Annotated in this window: 26 protein-coding genes; 3 read left to right on the top strand and 23 right to left on the bottom strand. The window is 43.9% G+C overall.

What is annotated here, in order from left to right; genetic code table 11:
- Positions 1-8 precede the first annotated feature (8 nt).
- The 8 genes from ADI74_RS03490 to cdaA all read right to left on the bottom strand — a co-directional run bounded on the left by ADI74_RS03490 (position 9) and on the right by cdaA (position 8,313).
- Positions 9-1,877, bottom strand: coding sequence for an ABC-F family ATP-binding cassette domain-containing protein (locus ADI74_RS03490; protein WP_049537046.1), 1,869 nt, complete (start codon positions 1,875-1,877; stop codon positions 9-11).
- The gene (locus ADI74_RS03495; RefSeq protein ID WP_080980347.1) at positions 1,874-3,073 is read right to left on the bottom strand and encodes a CCA tRNA nucleotidyltransferase; all 1,200 of its coding nucleotides are present in this window, start codon (positions 3,071-3,073) and stop codon (positions 1,874-1,876) included. Before ADI74_RS03495 ends, ADI74_RS03490 begins: the two co-directional genes overlap by 4 nt.
- Entirely contained in the window at positions 3,070-3,837 is a 768-nt protein-coding gene (gene dapB / locus ADI74_RS03500) for a 4-hydroxy-tetrahydrodipicolinate reductase (RefSeq protein ID WP_049537050.1), read from the bottom strand. The genes ADI74_RS03495 and dapB overlap by 4 nt, the downstream gene beginning before the upstream one ends.
- A 152-nt stretch (positions 3,838-3,989) precedes the next feature.
- Positions 3,990-4,838 carry a DegV family protein gene (locus ADI74_RS03505; RefSeq protein WP_049537051.1) on the bottom strand — a complete coding sequence of 283 codons (849 nt, stop codon included), beginning with the start codon at positions 4,836-4,838 and terminating at the stop codon, positions 3,990-3,992.
- Positions 4,839-4,840: 2 nt separating this feature from the next.
- Positions 4,841-5,215 (bottom strand): DUF1149 family protein, encoded by a 375-nt coding sequence (locus tag ADI74_RS03510; protein ID WP_001050092.1) that lies wholly within the window; start codon positions 5,213-5,215, stop codon positions 4,841-4,843.
- 73 nt (positions 5,216-5,288) lie between these two features.
- Complete coding sequence (glmM, locus tag ADI74_RS03515) at positions 5,289-6,641, bottom strand: phosphoglucosamine mutase (RefSeq protein WP_049537053.1); 1,353 nt, start codon at positions 6,639-6,641, stop codon at positions 5,289-5,291.
- Positions 6,642-6,671: 30 nt separating this feature from the next.
- Positions 6,672-7,469 carry a CdaR family protein gene (locus ADI74_RS03520; protein WP_049537055.1) on the bottom strand — a complete coding sequence of 266 codons (798 nt, stop codon included), beginning with the start codon at positions 7,467-7,469 and terminating at the stop codon, positions 6,672-6,674.
- The gene (gene cdaA, locus ADI74_RS03525) at positions 7,456-8,313 is read right to left on the bottom strand and encodes a diadenylate cyclase CdaA (protein ID WP_049537057.1); all 858 of its coding nucleotides are present in this window, start codon (positions 8,311-8,313) and stop codon (positions 7,456-7,458) included. Before cdaA ends, ADI74_RS03520 begins: the two co-directional genes overlap by 14 nt.
- Before the next feature lie 136 nt (positions 8,314-8,449).
- On the opposite strand from cdaA, the gene ADI74_RS03535 reads away from it, so the two are divergent.
- Positions 8,450-9,418, top strand: coding sequence for an NAD(P)/FAD-dependent oxidoreductase (locus ADI74_RS03535; RefSeq protein WP_049537059.1), 969 nt, complete (start codon positions 8,450-8,452; stop codon positions 9,416-9,418).
- Positions 9,419-9,450: 32 nt separating this feature from the next.
- On the opposite strand, the gene whiA is transcribed toward ADI74_RS03535, so the two are convergent.
- The 9 genes from whiA to ADI74_RS03585 form a co-directional block, all read right to left on the bottom strand.
- On the bottom strand, positions 9,451-10,362 hold the full coding sequence (gene whiA, locus ADI74_RS03540; RefSeq protein ID WP_049537061.1) for a DNA-binding protein WhiA: 912 nt from the start codon (positions 10,360-10,362) through the stop codon (positions 9,451-9,453).
- Complete coding sequence (locus ADI74_RS03545) at positions 10,359-11,336, bottom strand: YvcK family protein (RefSeq protein WP_049537062.1); 978 nt, start codon at positions 11,334-11,336, stop codon at positions 10,359-10,361. Before ADI74_RS03545 ends, whiA begins: the two co-directional genes overlap by 4 nt.
- Positions 11,333-12,223, bottom strand: coding sequence for an RNase adapter RapZ (gene rapZ / locus ADI74_RS03550; RefSeq protein WP_000163048.1), 891 nt, complete (start codon positions 12,221-12,223; stop codon positions 11,333-11,335). The genes ADI74_RS03545 and rapZ overlap by 4 nt, the downstream gene beginning before the upstream one ends.
- Before the next feature lie 51 nt (positions 12,224-12,274).
- Positions 12,275-12,655, bottom strand: coding sequence for a RidA family protein (locus ADI74_RS03555; RefSeq protein WP_001140420.1), 381 nt, complete (start codon positions 12,653-12,655; stop codon positions 12,275-12,277).
- A gap of 9 nt (positions 12,656-12,664) precedes the next feature.
- Positions 12,665-13,252, bottom strand: a complete 588-nt coding sequence (yihA, locus tag ADI74_RS03560; protein WP_000405196.1) for a ribosome biogenesis GTP-binding protein YihA/YsxC — start codon at positions 13,250-13,252, stop codon at positions 12,665-12,667.
- 8 nt (positions 13,253-13,260) lie between these two features.
- Positions 13,261-14,493, bottom strand: coding sequence for an ATP-dependent Clp protease ATP-binding subunit ClpX (clpX, locus tag ADI74_RS03565; RefSeq protein WP_004240351.1), 1,233 nt, complete (start codon positions 14,491-14,493; stop codon positions 13,261-13,263).
- Positions 14,494-14,694: 201 nt separating this feature from the next.
- Positions 14,695-15,201, bottom strand: a complete 507-nt coding sequence (locus ADI74_RS03575; protein WP_049537063.1) for a dihydrofolate reductase — start codon at positions 15,199-15,201, stop codon at positions 14,695-14,697.
- A gap of 118 nt (positions 15,202-15,319) precedes the next feature.
- The gene (gene cmk, locus ADI74_RS03580; protein ID WP_049537065.1) at positions 15,320-15,994 is read right to left on the bottom strand and encodes a (d)CMP kinase; all 675 of its coding nucleotides are present in this window, start codon (positions 15,992-15,994) and stop codon (positions 15,320-15,322) included.
- 9 nt (positions 15,995-16,003) lie between these two features.
- The gene (locus ADI74_RS03585) at positions 16,004-16,510 is read right to left on the bottom strand and encodes an SAG1386/EF1546 family surface-associated protein (protein ID WP_049537066.1); all 507 of its coding nucleotides are present in this window, start codon (positions 16,508-16,510) and stop codon (positions 16,004-16,006) included.
- Between the two features lie 45 nt (positions 16,511-16,555).
- Between ADI74_RS03585 and ADI74_RS10740 the strand changes: the two genes are divergently transcribed.
- Complete coding sequence (locus ADI74_RS10740; protein WP_009755186.1) at positions 16,556-16,759, top strand: ferredoxin; 204 nt, start codon at positions 16,556-16,558, stop codon at positions 16,757-16,759.
- A gap of 82 nt (positions 16,760-16,841) precedes the next feature.
- On the opposite strand, the gene ADI74_RS03590 is transcribed toward ADI74_RS10740, so the two are convergent.
- The 6 genes from ADI74_RS03590 to ADI74_RS03615 all read right to left on the bottom strand — a co-directional run bounded on the left by ADI74_RS03590 (position 16,842) and on the right by ADI74_RS03615 (position 23,949).
- Entirely contained in the window at positions 16,842-17,825 is a 984-nt protein-coding gene (locus ADI74_RS03590) for a glycosyltransferase family 2 protein (protein WP_192833026.1), read from the bottom strand.
- Positions 17,809-18,828, bottom strand: coding sequence for a UDP-glucose 4-epimerase GalE (gene galE / locus ADI74_RS03595; RefSeq protein ID WP_049537068.1), 1,020 nt, complete (start codon positions 18,826-18,828; stop codon positions 17,809-17,811). Before galE ends, ADI74_RS03590 begins: the two co-directional genes overlap by 17 nt.
- A 101-nt stretch (positions 18,829-18,929) precedes the next feature.
- The gene (locus ADI74_RS03600) at positions 18,930-20,033 is read right to left on the bottom strand and encodes an NAD(P)/FAD-dependent oxidoreductase (RefSeq protein WP_049537069.1); all 1,104 of its coding nucleotides are present in this window, start codon (positions 20,031-20,033) and stop codon (positions 18,930-18,932) included.
- A gap of 16 nt (positions 20,034-20,049) precedes the next feature.
- On the bottom strand, positions 20,050-20,847 hold the full coding sequence (locus ADI74_RS03605) for a Nif3-like dinuclear metal center hexameric protein (protein ID WP_049537070.1): 798 nt from the start codon (positions 20,845-20,847) through the stop codon (positions 20,050-20,052).
- Entirely contained in the window at positions 20,834-21,511 is a 678-nt protein-coding gene (locus tag ADI74_RS03610; protein ID WP_049537071.1) for a tRNA (adenine(22)-N(1))-methyltransferase, read from the bottom strand. The genes ADI74_RS03605 and ADI74_RS03610 overlap by 14 nt, the downstream gene beginning before the upstream one ends.
- Before the next feature lie 101 nt (positions 21,512-21,612).
- A complete protein-coding gene (locus ADI74_RS03615; RefSeq protein WP_049537072.1) occupies positions 21,613-23,949 on the bottom strand; it encodes a cation-translocating P-type ATPase in 2,337 nt (778 codons plus the stop codon).
- A gap of 133 nt (positions 23,950-24,082) precedes the next feature.
- On the opposite strand from ADI74_RS03615, the gene ADI74_RS03620 reads away from it, so the two are divergent.
- Positions 24,083-24,832, top strand: a complete 750-nt coding sequence (locus tag ADI74_RS03620; RefSeq protein WP_049537073.1) for a lysophospholipid acyltransferase family protein — start codon at positions 24,083-24,085, stop codon at positions 24,830-24,832.
- Positions 24,833-24,859 lie beyond the last annotated feature (27 nt).

The following is a 24,859-nucleotide window of genomic DNA, read 5'->3' on the forward strand; positions in this document are numbered from 1 at the left end:
TTCTTCCATTATACCAATTCACTTAAATATTCATAGCGTTCGTATTTTTCAAGGAGTGCTTCGTTTTTCTCGTCTAGCTCTTTTTGAAGAGTCGCTAGTTTACCAAAGTCGGAGCCATTTGCCTGCATTTCTTCTTCAATGGATGCGATACGATTTTCCAAGGCTTCAATATCGCCTTCAATGCTTGCCCACTCCTGCTTTTCTTGGTAGGTCATGCGTTTCTTGTCTTCACGGACCTTGACTACTTTCTCCTTTTCTGCCTTTTGCACTTGATTGGCCATCTCTGTTTCAAAGGCTTTTTCATCAAGGTAATCAGTGTAATGACCAAAGAAAGTACGGATGCTTCCATTCTCAAAGGCGAGAATCTTAGTCGCTACCTTATCCAGGAAATAACGGTCGTGGCTAACTGTTAAAACAGGGCCTGCAAAACTCTGCAAGAAATTCTCCAAAACTGTCAAAGTTGCAATATCTAGGTCATTGGTCGGCTCATCCAAAAGAAGAACATTGGGTTTTTCCAAGAGAAGTTTGAGGAGGTAGAGGCGTTTTTTCTCTCCACCAGACAATTTCTCAATCAGGGTTCCATGCGTCGAACGTGGGAAGAGGAACTGTTCCAGCAACTCAGCGATGGAAGTTGTGGAACCACCACTGGTCTTAACCTCTTCTGCTACTTCCTGCAGGTAGTTGATGACCCGTTTGCTTTCATCCAGGCCATCGATTTGTTGAGAGAAATAGGCAATGCGAACCGTCTCACCTATGATAACTTGACCTTTAGTCGGCTCAAGACTCCCTGCGATGAGGTTAAGCAGAGTTGACTTCCCCACACCATTATCCCCAACGATTCCGATACGGTCTTTAGCTTGCACCAAGAGATTAAAATCTTGCAAAATGGGCTTGTTTTCATAGGCAAAGGAAACATCCTGAAACTCGATGACTTTTTTCCCAATCCGACTGGTTTCAAAGTTCATGGTCAAGTCTGTCTCAGCAACGCCACCTGAAACTTCTTTTTTCAAATCGTGGAAACGATTGATACGGGCCTGTTGCTTGGTCGCACGCGCTTGCGGTTGTCTGCGCATCCAGGCTAATTCTTGCTTATAGAGTTGTTCTTTTTTGTGGAGAAGCGCTGCATCACGCTCATCTTGTTCAGCCTTGAGACGAACATAGTCCTGGTAATTGCCCTGATACTCGGTCAAGCCTGCTTGGTCCAACTCGAAAATTCGTGTTGACAGCGCGTCTAGGAAATAACGATCATGTGTGATAAAGAGAACGGTCTTCTTGGAATTTTTCAAAAAAAGAGTCAGCCACTCAATGGTCGCAATGTCCAGGTGGTTGGTCGGCTCGTCCAGAAGCAAGAGGTCGTGGTTTCCTAGAAGAACTTGCGCCAACTGAACACGTCTTCTCAGACCACCTGACAATTCACCAACTGGAGTTGACAAATCCTGAATACCCAACTTGCTGAGAACGGTCTTGACCTGACTTTCGATTTCCCAGGCTTGGAGAGAATCCATCTCAGCCATGACTCGTTCCAAACGAGCCTGCTTGTCCTCGCTATAGTTGAGCATGAGGAGTTCATACTCACGAATCAACTGGATTTCCTTGAGGTCGCTGGATAGGACCGTATCCAAAACTGTCTTGCTATCATCGAACTCTGGATCCTGGGTCAAGTAGCCAATCTGGTAATCATTCTTAGCCAAAAAAGGACTGACATCCCCATCAAAGCCTGAAACACCTGATAAAACATCTAAAAGGGTGGTCTTACCCGTTCCATTGACACCAATCAGACCGATTCTGTCCAAATCATGGATGATAAAAGAAATATCCTTAAAAACGGTCTTGTCACCAACGGATTTACTTAGTTTTTCAACAATAAAATCACTCATTTTTTCTCCCTCAGGTAAGTATGAATGGCATCACGGTCATTCTCCAAGTCACCATCGACAATGGCAAACTCAATCTCTGTTAAAATATCTCCCAAATCTGGACCTGGCTGGTAACCATATTCCTTAATCAAAATGCCGCCGTTAATCTGGATTTCTTTCTTATCATGAATGGTCAAACTATGGTAAGTTTCTTTGATGGCTTGTGGGTTGACTTCCTTTCCTTGTGCCTGACGAAGACTTTCAGCCTGTAGAAGGGAATCCAAGTCAAAGCGGTAACAATCGCGCTTGCTCAGCTCTCCTTCTTCTCGCAAAGCCAAAATAGTCAGCAAATCCTGTACTTGCTTGGCAAACTGGCGTGAGGTTTTCCAAGCTTTCAAAAATGGCTGTGCATCTCTAATCTCCAAAGCCCACAATAGAGCCGCCCAGGCTTGCTCTGAAGATTCAAAAGTGAAATCAGTCTCCAAATCAAACAATTTTTGAAGCTTTTCTCGACTGTCTGCCATATCAGGGAGATAATCATAAGCCTGACTCTCAATCATGGAAGACAAGCCAACTCGCCAAAAAGGTGCCAGCAAGAGTTTATCAAACTCAACAAAGGTACGTTCCACAGAAATCTTCTCCAAGAGCGGAGTCAAGGATTTCATCGCTTCAAATGTTTCTTGCTCAAGTTTAAAACCGAGACTGGCCTGAAAACGAAAACCACGCATAATGCGCAAAGCATCCTCGTTAAAACGCTCACTAGCCACTCCAACTGCTCGCAAGACTTGGTTTTCCAAATCCTCTAAACCATGGAACAAGTCAATAATTTCGCCTGTCTCATCCAAGGCAAAGGCATTAACTGTGAAATCACGGCGCTTGAGATCTTCTTCTAGCGAACGTACAAAGGAAACCGCACTGGGTCTGCGATAGTCTACATAGACATCCTCAGTCCGAAAGGTTGTTACTTCATACTCCTCGTCCCCATCTAAAACCAAGACGGTTCCATGCTCAATTCCGATATCGGCAGTGCGAGAGAATATCTGCTTGGTTTCCTCCGGATAGGAAGAAGTCGCAATATCCACATCATGGATGGGACGATTGAGGAGAGCATCTCGAACAGAGCCCCCAACAAAATAGGCCTCAAAACCTGCTTCTTTAATTTTTTCTAATACTGGTAAAGCCTTCTGAAATTCAGAAGGCATTTGTGTTAATCTCATAATAAGTGTTCTAATCCATAGACAAGCTCATGACGCTTGACAACTTCTTTGATTCCCAAATTCACCCCTGTCATGAAGGAGCTGCGATCATAGGAGTCATGACGCAGAGTCAATCCTTCTCCTTGATTGCCAAAGATGACTTCCTGATGGGCTACCAAGCCTGGTAGACGGACTGAATGGATGCGCATACCATCAAAATTAGCACCACGAGCACCCGCAATCAATTCTTCCTTATCAGGCGCACCTTGCTGGATTGATTCCCGAACTTCCGCCATTAACTCAGCTGTTTTGATGGCTGTTCCACTCGGAGCATCTTTTTTCTTGTCATGATGGAGCTCGATAATCTCCACATTTGGGAAATATTTGGCAGCCTGCGCCGCAAATTGCATCAGCAAGACAGCTCCCAAGGCAAAGTTAGGGGCAATCAAGCCACCCAAATCTCGAGCACGGGAAAATTCTTTTAATTCTGCAATTTCTTCACTAGTAAATCCTGTTGTTCCTACGACAGGAGCAAAGCCATTTTCAAGAGCAAAACGCGTATTTTCGTAAGCAACGGCTGGTGTAGTAAAGTCTACCCAGACATCCGCTTCAAAACCAGCCAAGGCAGCCTTATCATTGAAGACAGGAATTCCCTGCCACTCTGATTCAGACTCAAAAGGATCCAACACTGCCACCAAGTCCAAGTCAGGATCAGCCAAAACCATCTGACAAGCAGCCTGGCCCATCTTTCCCTTAAAACCGGCAATAATCACTCGAATACTCATCTCTACTCCTATTCAAGATACAAAGGACGCTAGCTGCCCATGAAAAATAGGGAATGGCGCTGACTTTCCATGAAAGGCAAGACAGGCATCTTTTTTCAAGAGGCAGATAGTCCGTGTTCAATTTCTAAGATATAAAGTCTGCCCAGAACAATCTAGACAACTGGCGTATAGCTCAAGGCGATACTGCCTTCTCCAAGGTGGGTCCCAATGACACCACCAAAGCTGACAATTGAAATCTCAGAATTCACACCACTCTCAATCAAGAGTTGGCGCAAATCTGCCGCCTTTTGAGGTGCGTTACCATGAATTACTGTAATACGGTAGTCCCCATCTTTTGTCAACTCTTTGATGATTTCCACCAAACGTTTGGTTGCCTTCTTTTCCGTACGAACTTTTTCGTAAACTTCAATTACACCTTGGTCATTGAAGTAAAGAATGGGCTTGATACTGAGGAGATTCCCTAAGATAGCAGCCCCATTTGACAGACGTCCTCCCTTAACCAAGTGATCAAGGTCATCTACTATGATAAAGGCTGAATTATCAGCGATTTGAATAGCCAACTTCTCCTGAATCTGAGCAAAATCATCGCCCTGTTCTGCCCATTCAAAGGCACTCTCTACCATAAATCCTAGAGGAGCACTTGTGATATGGGTGTCCGGAAAGGCAATGGTCAAACCTTCATACTCATCCAACAAGTATTGGATATTCTGATAAAAACCTGAAATCCCTGACGAAAGGAAAAGACCCAAGACATGGGTATAACCCTCTTCTTTCAAGGAACTTAGAGTCTCATCCAATTTGGCAATACTTGGTTGACTGGTCTTAGGCAATTCAGCAGACTGAGCCATTTTTTGATAAAATTCCTCAGCAGTCAGATTGACACCTTCGACATACTCTTCCCCATCAATATTAACAGGAATATCCAAGATAAATAGATTCTCTCTTTGCAGCGTCTTCTCCTCTAAATAGGCGGAAGAATCTGTAATGACAGCTAATTTCATGACTAAAACTCCAAATTGATTCCTGGAAGATCCAAGGCAATTTCTGTTACTTCATACGTCAAACGGTTGAGCATGTTCAAGCATGGACGTGCCAAGGTTTCGACTTCTTCTTGGTTAAATTCGCTTGGTTCGTTGACAATACGACCTTCCACGTGGTTCACTTGGGAAATCGTCCCGCTGATGACAAATTTGTCAAAAACAATCATGAAACTCAAGATAACAACTAGCGAAGTTACTTGGTTTTCTTGGTCGTGTTGGAGTAACTGAAAGTTCACGTCTACCTTGGTTTCAGGAGCTCCATTTTCATTTTCCCATTCAAAGTTACGAGCATCAAAGTGATACTGGCTAACAAATTCTTGTTCTCGTTTAAGATTCATTTTTCTCTCCCTTTGCTACAATTTACTATGCAATTGTACCACATTTTTATCATTTCATCTAGTTTTCTAGACTTTAGTCAATTCCGATTTCATCTTTAACCACAGCAGCAATCGTATCTACGTAGTAGTTGACTTCTTCTGTTGTTGGCGCTTCTGCCATGACGCGCAAGAGAGGTTCTGTTCCACTTGGGCGGACAAGGATACGGCCGTTGCCAGCCATCTCTTCTTCCATCTTTTCGATGATTGCTTTAATAGCTGGTACTTCCATGGCTTTCTCTTTCATGGCATTTTCCACTCGGATATTGACCAGTTTTTGTGGGTAAATCGTCACTTCTGATGCTAGTTGAGACAAGCTCTTACCTGTTTCTTTCATGATTTTAGTCAATTGGACAGCTGATAATTGACCATCACCAGTTGTATTGTAATCCATCAAGATAACGTGACCTGATTGTTCACCACCAAGGTTGTAGCCTGATTTTCTCATTTCTTCGACAACATAGCGGTCACCAACAGCAGTCACTGCCTTGTTAATGCCAGCACTATCCAAGGCCTTATGGAAACCAAGGTTAGACATAACCGTTGTCACGATGGTATTTTGAGCCAACTGGCCTTTTTCAGAAAGGTATTTCCCGATGATGTACATGATCTTATCACCATCGACGATGTCACCATTTTCATCGACAGCAATCAAGCGATCACTGTCTCCGTCAAAGGCCAAACCAATAGCTGACTGGCTTTCTTTGACCACTTCTTGAAGAGCTTCTGGATGTGTAGAACCCACATTCAAGTTGATATTAAGACCATCTGGTGTCTCACCGATAACAGTTATCTGAGCTCCAAGGTCTGCAAAGATTTGACGAGCACTTGTAGACGCTGCACCATTGGCTGTATCCAAGGCCACTTTCATCCCTTCAAGAGGAGTTCCAGTTGAAACAAGGTAGCCTTCATACTTACGCAAACCTTCTGGATAGTCCACCAAGGTTCCCAAGCCCTCAGCACTCGGACGAGGAAGGGTGTCTTCGGCAGCGTCTAGCAAGGCTTCAATTTCTGCTTCTTTTTCGTCATCAAGTTTGAAACCATCCCCACCAAAGAACTTAATTCCATTATCAAGGGCTGGGTTGTGACTCGCTGAAATCATAACACCCGCACTAGCTCCCTCTGTTTTTACCAAGTAAGCTACTGCTGGTGTTGCAAGGACACCGAGTTTGTAGACGTGAATCCCTACTGATAGAAGACCTGCCACTAAGGCAGATTCTAGCATTTCTCCTGAGATACGTGTATCACGTCCTACAAAGACTTTAGGGGCTTCCGTTTCATGTTGGCTAAGAACATATCCACCAAAACGTCCCAGTTTGAAGGCCAACTCTGGCGTTAGTTCCACGTTTGCTTCTCCACGGACTCCATCGGTCCCAAAATATTTACCCATTTTGTTAATCATCCTTTTCTAAAATTTAGTTTATTCTTGTTTAGACGAGTCTGGTTTTGTTTCTGAACTCGTTGAAGACGAGCTGCTAGTCGAGGATCCTGTTGACGAGGTCGTTGACGAAGAACTCGAGCTAGACGATACTGTCTTGGTTGTAATTTTCATTGTAGTATCAAATGGCATAATGACGCTTGGTAAAACATTTCCATTTTTATCAACAGCTTGTAGTGGAACAGAAGCCGAATAGTTACCTGTTATCCGTTCACTTGTCGGTAAGATGGCAATGACACGATCTACTCTAGAGAGAGTTTCCTCGTCACTAATAACCGTTACTTTTTCATCTGACACAGTCACTGTATCAATTTTCACACGAGAATCAATCTGGCTAGGGTCAATCTCCGGCACAACGATTACATTGTCTCGTTTTGCTTTTTTTCCGACCTTCACTGTTATCTTTTGCGGTGTTGCAACAGCGGTCAAACCACTCGGTAGATTTTCTATGTTTAGAGGAACTTCGATGGTTCCTACACTGGCATCAGAAAGATCAGCCGTCACCTTAAATTTGCGCGTACTTTCCTGCATTTCGCTTGCCAAAGCAACTCGATTGGAACCTGTCAAGAAAACCGTTACTTCTGACGTGAAGCCGCTAATAAAGTACTGTTCACTGTCATAGTGGATATCAATTGGCACATTGAGTACTGTATTGGTATAGGTTTCCGTCCGCACCTGTCTGGCACTATTATTATTCTGATAGTTCGTAGAAGTCGCATAGATAAAGAGAATGCAGGCGAAAAAGAAGGAAGAAATGATATAAAGACTATTTTTTCTCATGTTTCAATCCTCCTAGCAAGCGCTCTTTCAAACCATGTTTTTCCTCTGATGTTGGAAGCAGGATTCTTCTCAATTCAGATTCAAACTCTTCCAAGGTCAAATCGTGCTTAAAGACTCCATTATAGGTGATTGAGATTCCACCTGTCTCCTCCGAAACCACAAAGGTAAGAGCATCTGACACTTCCGACAGACCAATCGCCGCCCTATGTCGCGTTCCAAACTCTTTGGAAATCTCTGTATTTTCAGTTAGTGGCAAGTAGGCTGAAGTAACAGCAATCCGATCTTCTCGGATAATGACAGCTCCATCGTGCAAGGGAGTGTTAGGAATAAAAATGTTGATGAGTAATTCAGCTGAAATCTTGGCATCTAGGAGAATCCCCGTCGAGATGTATTCCTGCAAGGTTCTCACTCGCTGCACTGCTACCAGAGCACCAATTTTACGCGGACTCATGTATTCGACTGATTTCACAAAGGCACGAATCATCTGCTCTTCTGCACTAATCGGAGCATTGGTAAAGAAATCCGTTGCCCGACCCAACCGCTCTAGACCCGTTCGAATCTCTGGTGAAAAGATGACCACCGCTGCAATGACCCCGTAGGTGATGATTTGATTGATCAACCAAGAAATGGTCGTTAAACCAATCATATTAGAGAGAATCTGGGCTAGAATGAAGACCAAAACTCCCCGAACCAAGATCATGATTTTGGTACCTGCAATGGCCTTTGTAAAATGATACAAAATATAAGTCACAATGAGAATATCAATCAGATTGGTGACTATACTCCAAGGGCTTGAAAACAAACTCGTCCAGTATTGTAAATTGGATAATTGTTGAAAATTCATCCCTGGCCTCCTCCCTGTCAAAACACTTTCCGTACTATTATACCATTTTCTGCTCATTTTTTCCCCATCCTACTTCATTTTAAATTAAGCAAAATTATGATAAAATAAACTGACTAGAAAAAACGAAGGAGAAATCATGTCTCAACTCTATGATATTACCATTGTAGGGGGCGGTCCTGTCGGCCTCTTTGCTGCCTTTTACGCCCACCTACGCCAAGCCAAAGTCCAAATCATCGACTCCCTTCCCCAGCTCGGTGGTCAGCCTGCCATCCTCTACCCTGAAAAGCAAATCCTTGATGTGCCAGGTTTTCCAAATCTAACTGGAGAAGAGTTAACCAAGCGTTTACTTGAGCAGCTAGATGGCTTTGACACACCTGTTCACCTCAACGAAACCGTTCTTGAGATTGAGAAACACGATGAAGGATTTAGCATTACAACCAACAAGGGAAGTCACCTGACTAAAACCGTCATCATTGCTATGGGGGGTGGTGCCTTTAAACCGCGTCCGCTCGAACTAGATGGCGTCGAAAATTATGAAAATATCCACTACCACGTTTCCAACATTCAGCAATACGCAGGCAAGAAAGTGACCATCCTTGGTGGAGGGGACTCAGCAGTTGACTGGGCATTGGCTTTTGAAAAAATCGCCCCAACTACTCTCGTTCACCGTCGAGATAACTTCCGTGCCTTGGAACACAGTGTGCAAGCCCTGCAAGAATCATCTGTGACTATCAAGACACCATTCGTTCCTAGCCAACTCCTTGGAGATGGAAAAACACTTGACAAACTGGAAATCACCAAAGTCAAATCTGATGAAGCCGAAACGATTGAGGTAGACCACCTCTTTGTCAACTACGGCTTCAAGTCTTCTGTCGGAAATCTTAAAAACTGGGGTCTGGACCTCAACCGCCACAAGATTATCGTCAACAGCAAGCAAGAATCTAGCCAAGCAGGTATCTATGCTATCGGCGACTGTTGCTACTATGACGGTAAGATTGATTTGATTGCGACAGGACTGGGGGAAGCTCCAACAGCTGTTAACAATGCCATCAACTACATTGACCCAGAACAAAAAGTGCAACCCAAACACTCGACCAGTTTATAAGAAAAGAACCACGAATCAACTGATTCGTGGTTTTATAGTTCTTCCGCTAATTTATTTATCTTTCTGAGTCTGTGGTTGACACCACTCTTGGTCAGGGGATTGCTCAGGCTATCCGCCAACTGCTGGATAGAGTAGTCTGGGTGCTGGATCCGCAAGCGAGCCACCTCTTGCAAATCCACTGGTAAATTTTCCAAACCCATTCGATCTTTGATTTTACTGATATTGTTGATAGTCTTCATACTAGCAGAAACCGTTCGAGCAATATTAGCTGTTTCAGCGTTATTGGCTCGATTGAGATCATTACGGGTTTCACGCAAAATCTTGACGCGCTCAAAATTATCACGCGCCTGCATGGCCCCAATCACAATCAAGAAATCCATGATGTCTTCTGCCCGTTGGAGATAAGTAACTGCACCTTTCCTGCGCTCAATGACCTTGGCGTCCAGCAAAAACTGCTGGAGGAGAGAGGCCAATCCTTGGGCATGGTCTAGATAAACGGAACTAATCTCCAACTGGTACTTACCAGACTCCGGATCTCGGATGCTGCCATTTGCCAGAAAAGCCCCACATAGGTAGGCCCGTCCAGCTTCCTCATCTGCTAAAATATCAGGATCGATGCCTGTCTCCAAACCAAAGAAGGAATCCGCAAGCCGCAAATCAGCCAAAAGCTCCTGCACCCTCTCATCGGTATAGACCGTATAGACACGGTTCTTACGAAGATTGCTTCTCTGATGGTGTCGAATCTCAGACTTAATCTCATAAAAATGGAGAAAGGACTCATAAAGGTGACGAGCTAACTTGGCATTTTCAGTCACGACTGACAAGGTTAGGCCCGAACTAGATAGACCGATACTGCCAGACATCTTGATAATGGCCGATAGTTCATAACGACTGAGATGGTGTTGACCAAGAATTTCCTCTTTTACTGCAACTGTGAAACTCATTTTCTCACCTGTATAATCCGCATCAACTCATCCACAATCAAATCGCCATCATGGAAGGCTCCTCCATTTTCCAAACGAAGGAAATTGGAAGAAATCACACGAGGCACCTGCTTGCAGAGACCAGCAAAATCATGTTCCACCTGTACCAAATATTCATCGAAACGGTTGGTATCCATGTATTCTCTAGGGACCTTTTCAATATTGACCAAGACTGTATCAATAAAAGGCCGACCTAAGTGTCGATGGAGGACTTCCACATGGTCACTGTCTGAAAAGTGTTCTGTTTCCCCACGCTGGGTCATGATATTGCAGACATAGGCTATCTCTGCCTTGGTCTCCAAGAGTGCTTGTCCAATCTCTTCGATCACGATATTGGGTAAAATCGATGTAAAGAGGGAACCAGGCCCCAAGACGATCATGTCACTCTCGAGAATAGTATTGACTACTCGACGGCTGGCTTGGGGTATTTCATCATCCAAGGTATTAGTCACATAAACATGGTCGATCATGCCTGGATGATCTGCAATGTGGCTCTCACCTGCCACCTCAGAACCGTCTCTAAAGACTGCATGTAGCGTCAAAGGGTGGTCACTTGAGGGGTAGATTTTTCCTGTTGTATGGAAAAAGAGACTTAGTAGCTGCATGGCATTATAAGTAGATCCCTGCATTTCAGAAAGGCCTGCGATGATGAGATTCCCTAGGGGATGACCCGCAAAAGCTCCAGCTTCTTCTGAGAAACGGTACTGAAAAACCTTCTCATAAAACTTAGGCATATCCGACATGGCTACTAGAACATTGCGAAGATCACCTGGTGGTGTCAGCTGTTGGATATTCTTTCTTAGCTCACCAGAAGACCCACCATCATCAGCTACCGTTACGATGGCAGCGATATCAACATCCTTTTCCCGCAAACTTTTCAAAATGACGGGGATACCAGTTCCTCCACCAATCACCGTTATTTTAGGTTTTCTCATGAACGGTTTACCGTTTCCTTTCTTCGATCTTTGTCACGATGGCTTTCATTGACAGGCCAATTTTTAGCAAGGTCCTCTGCGATTCGTTTGGCAAAGGCCACACTACGGTGCTGTCCACCTGTACATCCCACTGCAATGGTCAAAACAGACTTACCTTCTTTCTTGTAACTTGGCAAGATCGGCTCAATCAAGGCGAGCAAGTGCTGATAGAAACTTTCAGACTCTTCATGATTCATTACATAGTCATAAACTGCTTGATCCTCACCTGTCTGATTACGGAGTTCAGGGAGGTAGTATGGATTTGGCAAGAAACGGACATCAAATACCAAGTCCGCATCGATAGGAATACCATACTTAAATCCAAAAGACATGACCTCTATACGGAAAGACTGGGTTTGTTCTTGGTCCGAAAATTGCTCAGCAATGGTTTTACGAAGTTCACGCGGGGTAAGTTCTGTCGTATCCACCACATTTTGGCTCATGTTTTTCAAAGGTGCCAAAAGTTCACGTTCCAGCTTAATCCCATCTAAAATTCGACCATCTGCTGCTAGAGGGTGACTCCGTCTGGTTTCCTTGTAACGGGCTACCAATTCCTTATCTTTTGCATCCAAAAAGAGGATTTTGAAATCCAATTCATCCTGGTTTTCCAATTCATCCAAAACAGCTTGAATCTCCGAGAAGAAGGAACGACTACGCATATCCACTACCAAGGCCAGTTTGTGGTCATCATCTTTGGTTTCGACCAACTGTAAAAACTTTGGCAAGAGGGCTGGCGGCATGTTGTCAATAGTGAAATACCCCAAATCCTCGAAGGACTGAATGGCTACGGTTTTTCCTGCACCACTCATCCCTGTCACAATCACTAGGTGAAGTTGTTTTTTTGTCATCTATCTCTCCTTATATCAAAAAAAGTTTGGCAGAGCCAAACTTCAACTAGCTTATCCAATCTCTGCGATCACTTCAATTTCGACTTTCACATCACGAGGAAGACGTGCAACCTCTACAGCTGAACGAGCTGGGAACTCCTCTTTGAAGGCCGTTTGGTAAACCTCATTAAAAGGAACAAAGTCGTTCATATCGCTCAAGAAGCAAGTTGTTTTAACAACGTGATCAAAGTCCGTTCCCGCTTCTGCCAAAATAGCACCAATGTTTTTCAAGACTTGTTCTGTCTGTTCCTGGATAGTCTCTCCTACAATCTCCCCAGTTTCAGGAGATAGGGGAACTTGACCGCTTGCAAACAAAAGATTGCCAACGATTTTCCCTTGAACATAGGGTCCGATTGCTTTTGGAGCTTTGTCTGTATGAATTGTTTTTGCCATTTCTTTCCCTCACAATTTTTCTAATATTGCATCCCAAGCCTGATCCATCCCTGCCTTGCTGACAGATGAAAAGAGGATGAAGTCGTCACTTGGATCAAAGTTTAATTTCTTTTTGATTGCAGATTCGTGCTTGTTCCACTTACCACGAGGAATCTTATCTGCCTTAGTTGCAACGATGATGACCGGAATTTCATAATACTTGAGAAATTCGTACATCTGCACATCATCTGCTGATGGGTCATGACGGAGGTCAACCAGACTGACCACTGCACGGAGATTTTCCCGAGTTGTCAGGTACTCCTCAATCATGCGGCCCCACTTTTCACGTTCCTTTTTGGAAACGCGGGCATAGCCATACCCAGGCACATCCACAAAGCGCATCTTGTCATCAATGTTAAAAAAGTTAAGGAGCTGGGTCTTCCCAGGTTTCCCTGATGTACGGGCAAGATTTTTGCGGTTGAGCATGGTGTTGATAAAGCTGGACTTCCCAACATTGGAGCGCCCTGCAAGGGCAATCTCTGGCAGGTCATCCTGCGGATAGTGGGACTTGTTGGCCGCACTGAGCAAGATTTCTGCATTATGTGTATTGATTTCCATAGTCACCTCTAGGCTGTTTCTAGGATCGGTTTATCCGTTCCATCAACAGCTTCTTTAGTGATGCGGACCAATTTCACATTTTCCTGACTCGGTACCTCAAACATAACATCCAGCATGGTTTCTTCAATGATGGAGCGAAGACCACGCGCACCCGTTTTGCGTTCGATGGCCTTATTGGCAATTTCTTGAAGGGCTTCATCGTCAAATTCCAACTCAACATCGTCATAAGAAAGCAAGGTTTGGTATTGTTTGACCAAGGCATTTCTTGGTTCTTTCAGGATGCGAACCAAGTCATCGACCGTCAATTGCTCGAGAGCCGCAAAGACAGGCAAGCGTCCAATCAACTCTGGAATAATACCGAATTTTTGAATGTCTTCCGCGATGATTTCTTGCATGTAGGAGCTATTTTCATCAATCGCCTTGTTATTTTGTCCGAAACCGATGACTTTTTCACCCAAACGTTGTTTAACGATCTCTTCAATGCCATCAAAAGCACCACCCACGATGAAGAGGATATTCTTGGTATCTACCTGAATCATCTCTTGTTGTGGATGTTTGCGTCCACCTTGAGGCGGTACACTAGCTACGGTTCCTTCGATGATTTTAAGAAGGGCTTGTTGCACTCCTTCACCAGAAACGTCACGTGTGATAGACACGTTCTCGCTCTTCTTGGCAATCTTGTCAATTTCATCTACGTAGATAATCCCACGTTCTGCACGTTCGATGTTAAAGTCAGCGGCCTGCAAGAGTTTGAGGAGGATATTTTCCACGTCCTCACCCACATACCCAGCCTCAGTAAGAGCTGTCGCATCTGCAATAGCAAAAGGTACATTCAAGCTCTTAGCCAAAGTCTGAGCCAAGAAAGTTTTCCCTGAACCAGTTGGACCAATCATCAAGATATTTGACTTCTGCAAATCCACATCTTCTGACTCTTCACGCGTATCGTGGAAATTGATGCGTTTGTAGTGGTTGTATACAGCTACTGCCAAGGCACGTTTGGCACGATCTTGACCGATAACATAGTGGTTCAAGATATTGAGGAGCTCGATTGGTTTTGGTACTTCAGACAAGTCTGCCAAGACTTCCTCAGCCAACTCCTCCCGAATGATTTCCTGGGCCAACTCCACACATTCATTACAGATAAAAGCGTTGTTCCCAGCGATTATTTTCTTTACTTCTTCTTGGCTTTTGCCACAAAATGAGCAATAAACCATCATATCATTTTTCCTATTTGTAGGCATGATTTCCTTCCATTCTAATTTATCATTCTATCTAAAATAAGTTCATGTAAAAAGCATGAATACTGTTTACCAGATTGGTAAAAGCATTCAGCCAGAGTAAGGCAGACAGTCCATAGCGCTTCTTACGAAAAGCCTGTGCTCCAGTCAAAATACAGATCACACACAAAAAAGCTGTAAAAAATCCAAATATACTGCGCTCCATTAGACTTCCTTTCTATCTCGGTATTCGATGGTAAAATCATAGTCGTTTTTCTCATCTCGCTCATAAGATTTTCTTGCTACTGTCTCAAAACGAGACAAGTCAAACTCCTCAGGGAAATAGGTATCTCCCTCCACCTGAGCATGAATCTGCGTCACGATGATTTCATCTAAATAGGGCTCAAAAGCCTGAAAAATCTGTTTCCCACCAATGATATAGAGATTTTTTTCCTGACTCTGATACCAAGCTAAAACAGATTTCACATCTTGAAACACTAGCGCACCATCCACGACTTCGTCACTGTTTCGTGTCAAAATCAAGGTTTGGCGTTTGGGAAGCAGACGACGCCCCATTCCATCAAAAGTCACTCGTCCCATCAAGATGGCGTGGTTCAAAGTTGTTTCCTTAAAATGTTGTAATTCTGCTGGCAAATGCCAAGGAAGACGGTCTTCTTTACCAATCACACCTGTTTCATCTTGGGCCCAAATGGCTACGATTTTCTTTGTCATGCTTCCATCCTTTTTATTGATACTACTATTTTATCAAAATTCTCCCAAAAAGGCTGTTTTGAAACGCGCGCAAAAGAGAGAAAAGGAGCAGGCTTCATTTAGCCTGCTCCTCTCGTCCCTAGGACATATATTTTTTTGCTTCTGATTCAATTCTTTCGACTACTTCTTGGATACTTAGTCCAGTTGTGTCAAGGTAAACTGCATCCTCAGCCTGTTTGAGAGGTGAGGTTTCACGATGACTATCCTTGTAGTCACGCGCCGCAATCTCTTCTTTCAGCGTTTCAAGGTCTGTTTCAATCCCTTTAGCAATATTTTCCTTATAACGACGCTCTGCTCTTTCTTCAACAGAAGCTACTAGGAAAATCTTAAGTTCAGCTTGTGGTAAAACAACTGTCCCGATATCACGCCCATCCATCACGGTGCCACCTTGCTGAGCAATCTTCTGTTGGAGAGAGACCAGTTTCTCACGCACTTCTGGAATAGCCGCAATGCTTGAAACCTGGTTGGTCACTTCATTTTCACGAATAGGATGAGTGATATCCACATCCCCTACAAAAACAAGTTGATCACCTGTTTCTGAACGTCCAAAACTAATGGGATGTTGATCAAGCAATTCCAAAAGTTGCTCTACTTTTCCTGCATCCAACTGGTGCTTGAGTGCTATATAAGTCGCAGCACGATACATGGCACCTGTATCGAGATAAGTGTAACCAAAATCCTTAGCAATAATCTTTGCGACCGTACTCTTACCACTGGAAGCTGGACCATCAATAGCAATTTGAATTGTCTTCATTCCCGACTCCTATCTTGTCTTGATCACATCACCTGGATTGGCAAACCAAGATCCAGATGACATATGAGAAGGATTCAGAGCTTCTAGCTGGGCAATGGAAATCCCTGCACGCTGAGCGAGAGCTGCTTCTCCTTCTCCAGGTTGCACAGTAAGCGTTCCTTCTCCATCTGTGTGTTCTTCAGAACTACTTTCTGAAGGAGTTGATTCAGAAGAAGCTGTTTCTTCTACTTTGCTGCTTGAAGAGGAAGACTCTTCCACTTTTGAAGTGGAACTGCTAGCAGGTGCTGAAGGATCATAAAAATCCTTCAAGGCAGCCGTGCGGTTGCTTCCTCCAGTAGAAAGGTAAATCAATACGACAACCATTGCTACAACGATTACAAAGAAGAGGCTAGCTAGAACTGTCAAGACACGATTGGCAACAACACCTTTTCCCTTTTGTTTACGGTGACGACGTTCCGATCTTGATTCTTCCTCATTGTTTTCATAAATATCTTCTTGCCATGGTTCTTTTTCCATACCTTACTCCTTGTATTTTTTAAACTTTCTTATTACAATATAAATATGAAACTCACACTTATACCTGAACGATGCATCGCCTGTGGGCTTTGCCAAACCTATTCTGAACTCTTTGATTATCACGATAATGGAATCGTTCGCTTTTATGATGATCCAGTTGAATTACAAAGAGAAATCACTGAGACCAGCGATGTTCTGGAGGCCATCAAAAATTGTCCTACACGTGCACTTCTAAAAGATCCGTCATAGTTTAAAAGGGAGATTGATATTGTAGATTCTTTTTATCACTTTAATCCCTTCATCTACTAGTTTAGCATATTTCTAGGTAAAATTATAGTCTTTTCCGGCTATTTTTTCCTTCAAAAATAGAAAGGTCACTTTTTTCTTTGACCAGATAGAGTGGTCTTTTTTTGGTCTCTAGATAAATCTTACTGATATACTTGCCTAGAATCCCTATGGTCAGGAGTTGAATTCCTCCAAGAAAGAGAATAACAGCCATCAGAGAGGTCCAGCCAGATGTCGGATTCCCCAAGATAAGGGTCCGAAATACCACAAAAACAGTCATCATAAAAGAAATAAAACAAGATAGGAGCCCCGCTACAAAAGCTATACTCAAGGGAAAATCTGAAAAGTTGAGAATCCCTTCAATCGAGTAGAAAAAGAGCTGCCTAAAACTCCAACTGGTTTCGCCAGCCTGTCTTTCAACATTTGGATAATCAAGATAGTGCGTTCGAAAACCAACCCAGGCAAAGAGACCCTTAGAAAAACGATTGGATTCGGTCAAGGCTAAAATAGCATCCACCACAGACCTTCTCATCATCCGAAAATCACGGACACCCGAGGGCAGAGCTACGGGGCTGATTTTTTGCATGAGGCGGTAAAAGAGATCGGCACAGAAGCTACGAAGGAAGGGTTCTCCCTCCCGACTAGTTCTCCGTGTCCCAACACAGTCTAAGTCTGCATTCTGGTCTAGTAAGGCCTTCATTTCGAGCAACATACTAGGAGGATCCTGGAGGTCTGCATCCATCACAACCACCAAGTCTCCAGTTGCATGCTGCAAACCTGCATACAGAGCTGCTTCTTTCCCAAAATTTCGCGAGAAAGAAATGTAATGTACCGCAGGATTTTGCATCCGATAGGCCTTTAGCAAGTCTAAGGTTCCATCGCTAGACCCGTCATCCACAAAGACATACTCGATCTCTGCTCCCAATTCTGGAAGCAGTGCTTCAACAGACTGATAAAAAAGAGGAAGTACTTCCTCTTCGTTTAAACATGGGACAATGATTGAAATCATCATCTTAGTCTTCAAATCCATTTGGATGCTTGCTTTGCCAACGCCATGCGTCTTCACACATTTGGGTGATGCTGAGTTCTGCTTCCCAGCCCAGTTCAGCTTTGGCTTTTGCAGGGTCTGAGTAGCAGGCAGCGATATCACCTGGGCGGCGTTCTACGATGCGGTAAGGAATAGGACGTCCCACTGCTTTTTCCATATTTTGGATAATTTCAAGAACTGAGTAACCTTTACCTGTTCCAAGGTTATAAACATTAAGACCTGAACCTTTTTGAAGTTTTTTCAAAGCTGCAACGTGACCTTTGGCTAGATCTACAACGTGGATATAGTCACGAACACCAGTCCCATCTTCCGTATCGTAATCATCTCCAAACACTTGCACTTGCTCTAGTTTACCAACTGCTACTTGCGCAACATAAGGCAAGAGGTTGTTTGGAATACCGTTTGGATTTTCTCCCAAGTCTCCACTTTCATGCGCTCCGATTGGATTAAAGTAACGAAGCAAGACCACATTCCATTCTGAGTCTGCCTTGTAGATATCCGTCAAAATTTCCTCTAGCATGAGCTTAGTACGACCGTATGGATTGGTCACTGAAAGTGGGAAATCTTCTAGGATTGGCACTGTATGAGGATCTCCGTAAACTGTCGCAGAAGAACTGAAGATGATGTTCTTACAGTTGTTTTCTTCCATGGCTTTCAAAAGGCTGACAGTTCCAGCGATATTATTGTCATAGTAGGCAAGAGGGATACGTGTTGATTCACCAACAGCCTTCAAACCAGCAAAGTGAATGACGCCAGTCGGCTCTTCCTGCTTGAAAATATCTCTGAGGGTATCTGTGTCACGGATATCTGCCTCATAGAAAGGAATCTCAACTCCTGTAATTTTTTCAACAACTTCTAAACTCTTACGATTGCTGTTGACAAGATTATCCACCACAACCACTTGATGACCTGCTTGGATCAACTCAATAACAGTGTGTGTTCCGATAAAACCAGCACCACCAGTTACCAAAATCTTTTCTTGCATCTTTCTTCCTCGATTCTCGGATTATTTTTTCTTATTTTATCATTTTTGATAGGGAATGTCATTTGACATCCTAAACTACCTGCTAAAATTTCAGTAAAATCTTATTCGCTTTTTACTCGTTTGACATAGTTTCCAATTGGATAGTTTACTGGGTCCAAGGTCAACTCCTTATCTTGAACCAATTGGGCTAGATGGTAACCAATGATAGGGCCCGTTGTCAAACCTGATGACCCTAGTCCACTAGCTGCATAGACACCTGCTAAGCCTGGGACTTGCCCAAAAAATGGAGAAAAATCACTGGTATAGGCACGGATTCCTACTCGCTCACCTCTTATAGTAGCTTCAGCCAAGGCTGGGTAGTATGGCAAGGCTGCTTCCTCCATTTGTTGGAGCAAGGTTTCATCTACCGTCAAGTCAAATCCCATATCATTTTCATGGGTAGCTCCTAGGGACAATTTCCCACCTGCAAAAGGAATCAAATCCCACTCCCCTTCTGGCATGACAACCGGGTAAGATTTCATATCTTTGGTAAATTGATAATCTCGTAGTTGTCCCTTTTGGGGACGAACATCTACCACATATCCTAAAGGTTTCAAAATGTCCCCCAACCAAGCTCCCGTCGCTAAAACAACCCGTTCAAACACCTCTTCACCAATCTGGTAACCTGATGCTAAAGGTGTCAGACTCACTTTTTCTTTGACCAACTTGACTTGACTAGCTTCTAGCAGACGAGTCACTAAGAGGTGGCCATCTACTCTCGCCCCACCAGAAGCATAGAGCACGCGGTCAAATCCCTGCAAGCAAGGGAATAATTCATTTGCAGACGCTTGGTCTAAAATGGCTAACTGGCCTATCAAGGGAGACTCTTCTCTGCGCTGGAGGGCTAGTTGATAGAGTTCTTCAAGCTTGGATTCATCCTTTTTCAAGAGAAAAACTCCCGAACGTTGGTAAAAGTCGATTTCCTGACCAGACTTTTCTAAATCAGCCAACAGTTCCTCGTAAAAGTCAGCTCCCAAGCGTGCCATCTTGTACCAGGCCTTGTTTCGGCGTTTGGAAAACCAAGGACTGATAATTCCTGCTGCTGCCTTGGTAGCCTGACCCTGTCCATGGTCAAAAACGGTCACCTCTAAATCTGCTTCTTTGGCGAGGTAGTAGGCAGCAGTTGCCCCTACAATCCCTGCTCCAATAATGGCAACTTTTTTCATTGTCTTCACTTTCTAACTAGATATGGTGGAAAGGATTGGTCGATGCTTGACTAGGTATGATATCAATGGACCAATCCTTTTCTGCCTTCCATTGATTAAGGAGGTCAGCAATTTTTTCGACAAAAAGAATTTCGATATAGTGTCCCGGGTCCAGCGCCAACAAGCCATCAGACAGCATATCCTGTGCTGTATGGTAGTAGATATCACCAGTAATATAGACATCCGCCCCCTTTGCCAAAGCATCAGGATAGAAAGACTGACCACTACCACCGCAAATGGCAACTCTTGAAATAGGCTTCTGCAAATCACTCTCTTGGTAATGCACCATGCGAAGACTATCAAGATCAAAGACTTGCTTGACATGCTGGGCCAATACCCCAAAAGGCTGAGGCTGAATATTCCCAATCCGCCCAATCCCACGTTCTGGGCCTGTTTCCTGAAGATAAGTCGTCTCCTCAATACCTAGCATCTGACAGAACCAGTCATTGAGACCATTCTCGACAATGTCAATATTGGTGTGACTGACATAAACTGCGATATCATGCTTAATCAAATCAATGTAAATCTGATTTTGCGGACTACTAGAGACCAAATCCTTGATGGGACGGAAAATCGGCGCGTGCTTAACGATAATCAAGTCCACACCCTTTTCAATGGCTTCAGCCACCGTCTCTTCACGAATATCCAGAGCAACCATGACTTTTTGGATATCCTTGTCTAGAGTACCGATTTGCAGGCCACGACTGTCTCCCTCCATGGAAAATTCCTGAGGACAAAAATCTTCATAACGTTTAATCACTTCACTTGCTAACATGGAGCACCTCCTTGATGGCTTGAATTTTATGAGCTAGAACTTGACGTTCCTCCAGATTTTTTTCTGGGATTTGGTCAAGAGCAACCTCTAACTTAGCAGCTTCTTTTTGCCACTTTTGAACGAAAACTGGGCTGACTTCCTTGGACAAGAAAGGTCCAAAGCGAACATCACTAGCTGATAGCTCCATTTGTCCCGCTTCCACCACTAGAATTTCATAAAACTTGCCAGCTTCTTCTAGAATGCCTTCTGCTATAATCTGGAAACCGTTCTCTTGTAACCAGAGACGCAAGTCATCTTCACGATTATTGGGCTGGAGGATTAAACGTTCTACACTCGCTAGTTTATCCAATCCTTCTTCTAATATGGTCGCAATCAAACGCCCTCCCATACCAGCAATGGTGATAATCGACACTTGGTCTTCCTCTTCAAAAGCCGCCAAGCCATTGGCTAAACGGACTTGGATTTTCTCCTTTAGACCGTGAGCCTCAACATTTTTTACAGCAGATTGGTAGGGACCAACCACCACTTCGCCTGCAATGGCAGCTTCAATTTGGCCTCTCTCGACCAACTCGATAGGCAGATAAGCATGGTCACTCCCCACATCTAGTAAAATGGCCCCCTGTGGCACAAAGGACGCCACCAATTCTAATCTCTTTGAAATCATCTTCTCTCGCTTTCCAAAACTCTATTACCTTTTATTATACCACATTTCAGCTAGCAATCTTGCACCTAAAAAGACCGCAATCCACAGATTGCAGCCTTTCTTTATTTTCTAGCTTGATAACGACTGGTTAAGATAAATATCACAGTAAAGACAGCCATCATGACAAGGTAAACAGGGAATGTTTGTCCTGTAAGTGTCGAAATTTCAAGCAGTTTCTGAATTCTTGGGTAAAGAGCTGTAGCTAGGAAGCCTCCTACTGACCAAACAATCAAGAGGACACGCCAGAGGGTAAATGGCATGCAGGCTCTAAATACGGATAAGAAACCGATAGACCCAAGGAGATAGTAGAGGAGGGTTGAGATTTCTAACTCTGACCAACCTTGGCTAGCCCCAAAGATTTTGACAAAAAGAACGCTGAAGACGACCATAAGTGCACTTGGTAGGGCACGAAGCATGGATCTTCTGAGGAAATTTGGCTCAACAGGTTTGATATTTCGCTCAAAAGTCAAGACAAATGGCGGAAAACCTTCCACGAACTGGTCGATCATGGTAATCTGAATCGGAATGAAAGGGAAAATCAAAATCCACTCAGACCGACCTAGTAGAGCACTGGCAATACAGATGACTGCTAGCAAGAAGGAATAAATGGTCTTTATCAAGAAAATCGGTGCAATGTGGGCAATGTTATTGACCACGCGACGACCTTCAAAGAGAATCTCAGGAACATCATTAAAGTCTGAGTTCAAGAGAACTAGATTGGCAATCTGACGAGTCGCAGGATCTCCTTCAGCCATAACGATAGAACAATCTGCTTCGCGGAGAGCTAGGATATCATTGACACCATCCCCTGTCATAGCTGTTGTATGACCCGCTTTTTTCAGGGTTTGGATCAGTAGTTTCTTTTGATGAGGAGAAACACGTCCGAAAATCGCAGTCTCCTCAGCCATGGCCATCAATTCCTCATCCGTGATTTTTGAACAGTCTACATAGCTATGGTAGTCTGCAAAACCAGCCTTCTGGGCAATGCTGGACACAGTGACCGGATTATCACCAGAGATAATCTTGAGGCCCACTTCCTGAGAACGGAGGTAGTCCAGCGTCTCTGCTGCTCCTTCTCGAATAGGGTCTAAGATTTCTAGCAAGGCTAGAGCCTGAATATCAGATGGTTTCTGTGGTTTGTGGTGGTCTAATTTTTCCTGACTGAGGGCTAAGACCAAGACACGTGAACCTCTCTCCAAGGCCTCTCTGGCTTCTAGGACTTCATAGTCCAGCAACATCTCAGGTGCACCTAAGAAAACTGTCCCCAAATCTTCCAATTCCATAGCTCCCCACTTGCGGTCGCTGGAGAAAGGCAGATTAGAGATCATAGGATAGGCAACCTGTCCTTGGAAACGCTGGCGAATAGCTTGGGCAGTTGGATTTTTATCTTCACTATGGGCTATGTAGCTAGTCAGGATGCTGGAAATAGCCTCATCACCATAAGTTTCCGTCAGCGGAAGGACAGCTTCCACCTGCATCTTTCCTTGGGTGATGGTACCCGTCTTATCCAGACAGAGCATATCCACGCGCGCCAAGGTCTCAACAGAGTACATCTCCTGCACCAAGACCTTTTTCAAGCCCAACTTAATCACTGCAGTCAAGAGCGAAGTGATTGTCAAAAGGGCAATTCCCTTGGGCAACATCCCCAGAAGGGCTGTCGACGAATTTACAACGGATGACTTGAGAGGCAGGCCTTTTAACAGCAAGGCTTCTAGCAAGAGAGCCAGACCAAAGGGAATGATAATCTTCCCAGTAAAACCAGCTAGCTTGTCCAGCGATTTCATGATACGGGAGTTGATTGGTTTAACGGTCTTAGCTTCCAGCATGAGTTTGGCAGCATAGTTGTCTGCACCGACATGGTGGACTTGAGCTAAAACTGACCCACTGGCTAGGAAACTTCCTGACAAAAGCAAGGCGTCAACTTCCTTTTGCACCAAATCACTTTCTCCCGTTAACATGGCTTCATTGACTTCCGCAAAGCCTTCCAAAACCAAGGCATCACTGGGAATCTGCTCTCCAGCAGACAGACGAATGATATCTCCTAGCACCAATTCTTCTGGATTAAGAGCAACTTCCTGACCATCACGAATAGTCTTGACCTTTTCCTTGGTCATGAGATTAAGCTTGTCCACCATGTGTTTGGCCCGTAGCTCGGTCACAATCCCAGAAAAAGCGTTAAAGCAGATAACAGCAAAGAAGACCAAATTGCTCCAAGCCTGCACAAAAGCTAGCGCCAAGGCAATGGCAAAGTTCAACGCGTTAAAAAGTGTAAAAACATTTCGTTTGAAGATTTGCCAAGTACTGGTACTGGCCGACGCGGTAAAGTCATTAACCAAACCTTGAACCTGTCTATCCTTGACTTCTCTTTGGGTTAATCCCATTATCTTATTTTTATCCATAAATTCTATCATATCATTTTTTCTAGCAGAATTCTAATCCTATCCAAAACATCTCCACTGATAACTGAAAAAGTTTGCCAGTAGTCTTTTGATAAGGTATAATAATAAAAGCAAGACAATCGAAGGAGATCTCATGTTTTATACTTATTTGCGTGGACTAGTCATGCTGATCTTGTGGTCCATCAATGGCAATGCCCACTACCACAATACTGATAAAATCCCTAGTAAAGATGAAAACTATATCCTCGTAGCACCTCATCGGACTTGGTGGGATCCAGTTTACATGGCTTTTGCGACCAAACCAAAACAATTCATCTTTATGGCCAAAAAAGAGCTGTTTAACAACCGCATCTTTGGCTGGTGGATCCGTATGTGTGGGGCCTTTCCTATCGACCGGGAAAATCCTAGCGCCTCTGCTATCAAATACCCTATCAATGTCCTCAAAAAAAGTGACCGTTCCCTTATCATGTTTCCTAGTGGTAGTCGCCACTCGACAGATGTCAAAGGCGGAGTTGCTCTGATTGCCAAGATGGCTAAGGTCCGTATCATGCCGGTTACCTACACCGGTCCCATGACCTTGAAAGGCTTGATTAGCCGTGAACGTGTCGATATGAACTTTGGAAATCCAATCGATATCTCAGACATTAAGAAAATGAATGATGAAGGAATCGAAATGGTTGCAGATCGTATCCAAGCAGAATTCCAACGTTTGGACGAAGAAACCAAGCAATGGCACAATGATAAAAAACCAAATCCACTCTGGTGGTTTGTCCGCATCCCTGCCCTTATTCTTGCAGTGCTTGTTGGTATCCTAACGATTATCTTTACCTTCATCGCAAGCTTTATCTGGAATCCAGATAAGAAGAGGGAGAAACTTGGTTAAAAAATACAATTATCCCTTGGCTTTTAC

The sequence above is a fragment of the Streptococcus pseudopneumoniae genome (genome assembly GCF_001074565.1).
GTDB lineage: Bacteria > Bacillota > Bacilli > Lactobacillales > Streptococcaceae > Streptococcus > Streptococcus pseudopneumoniae_J.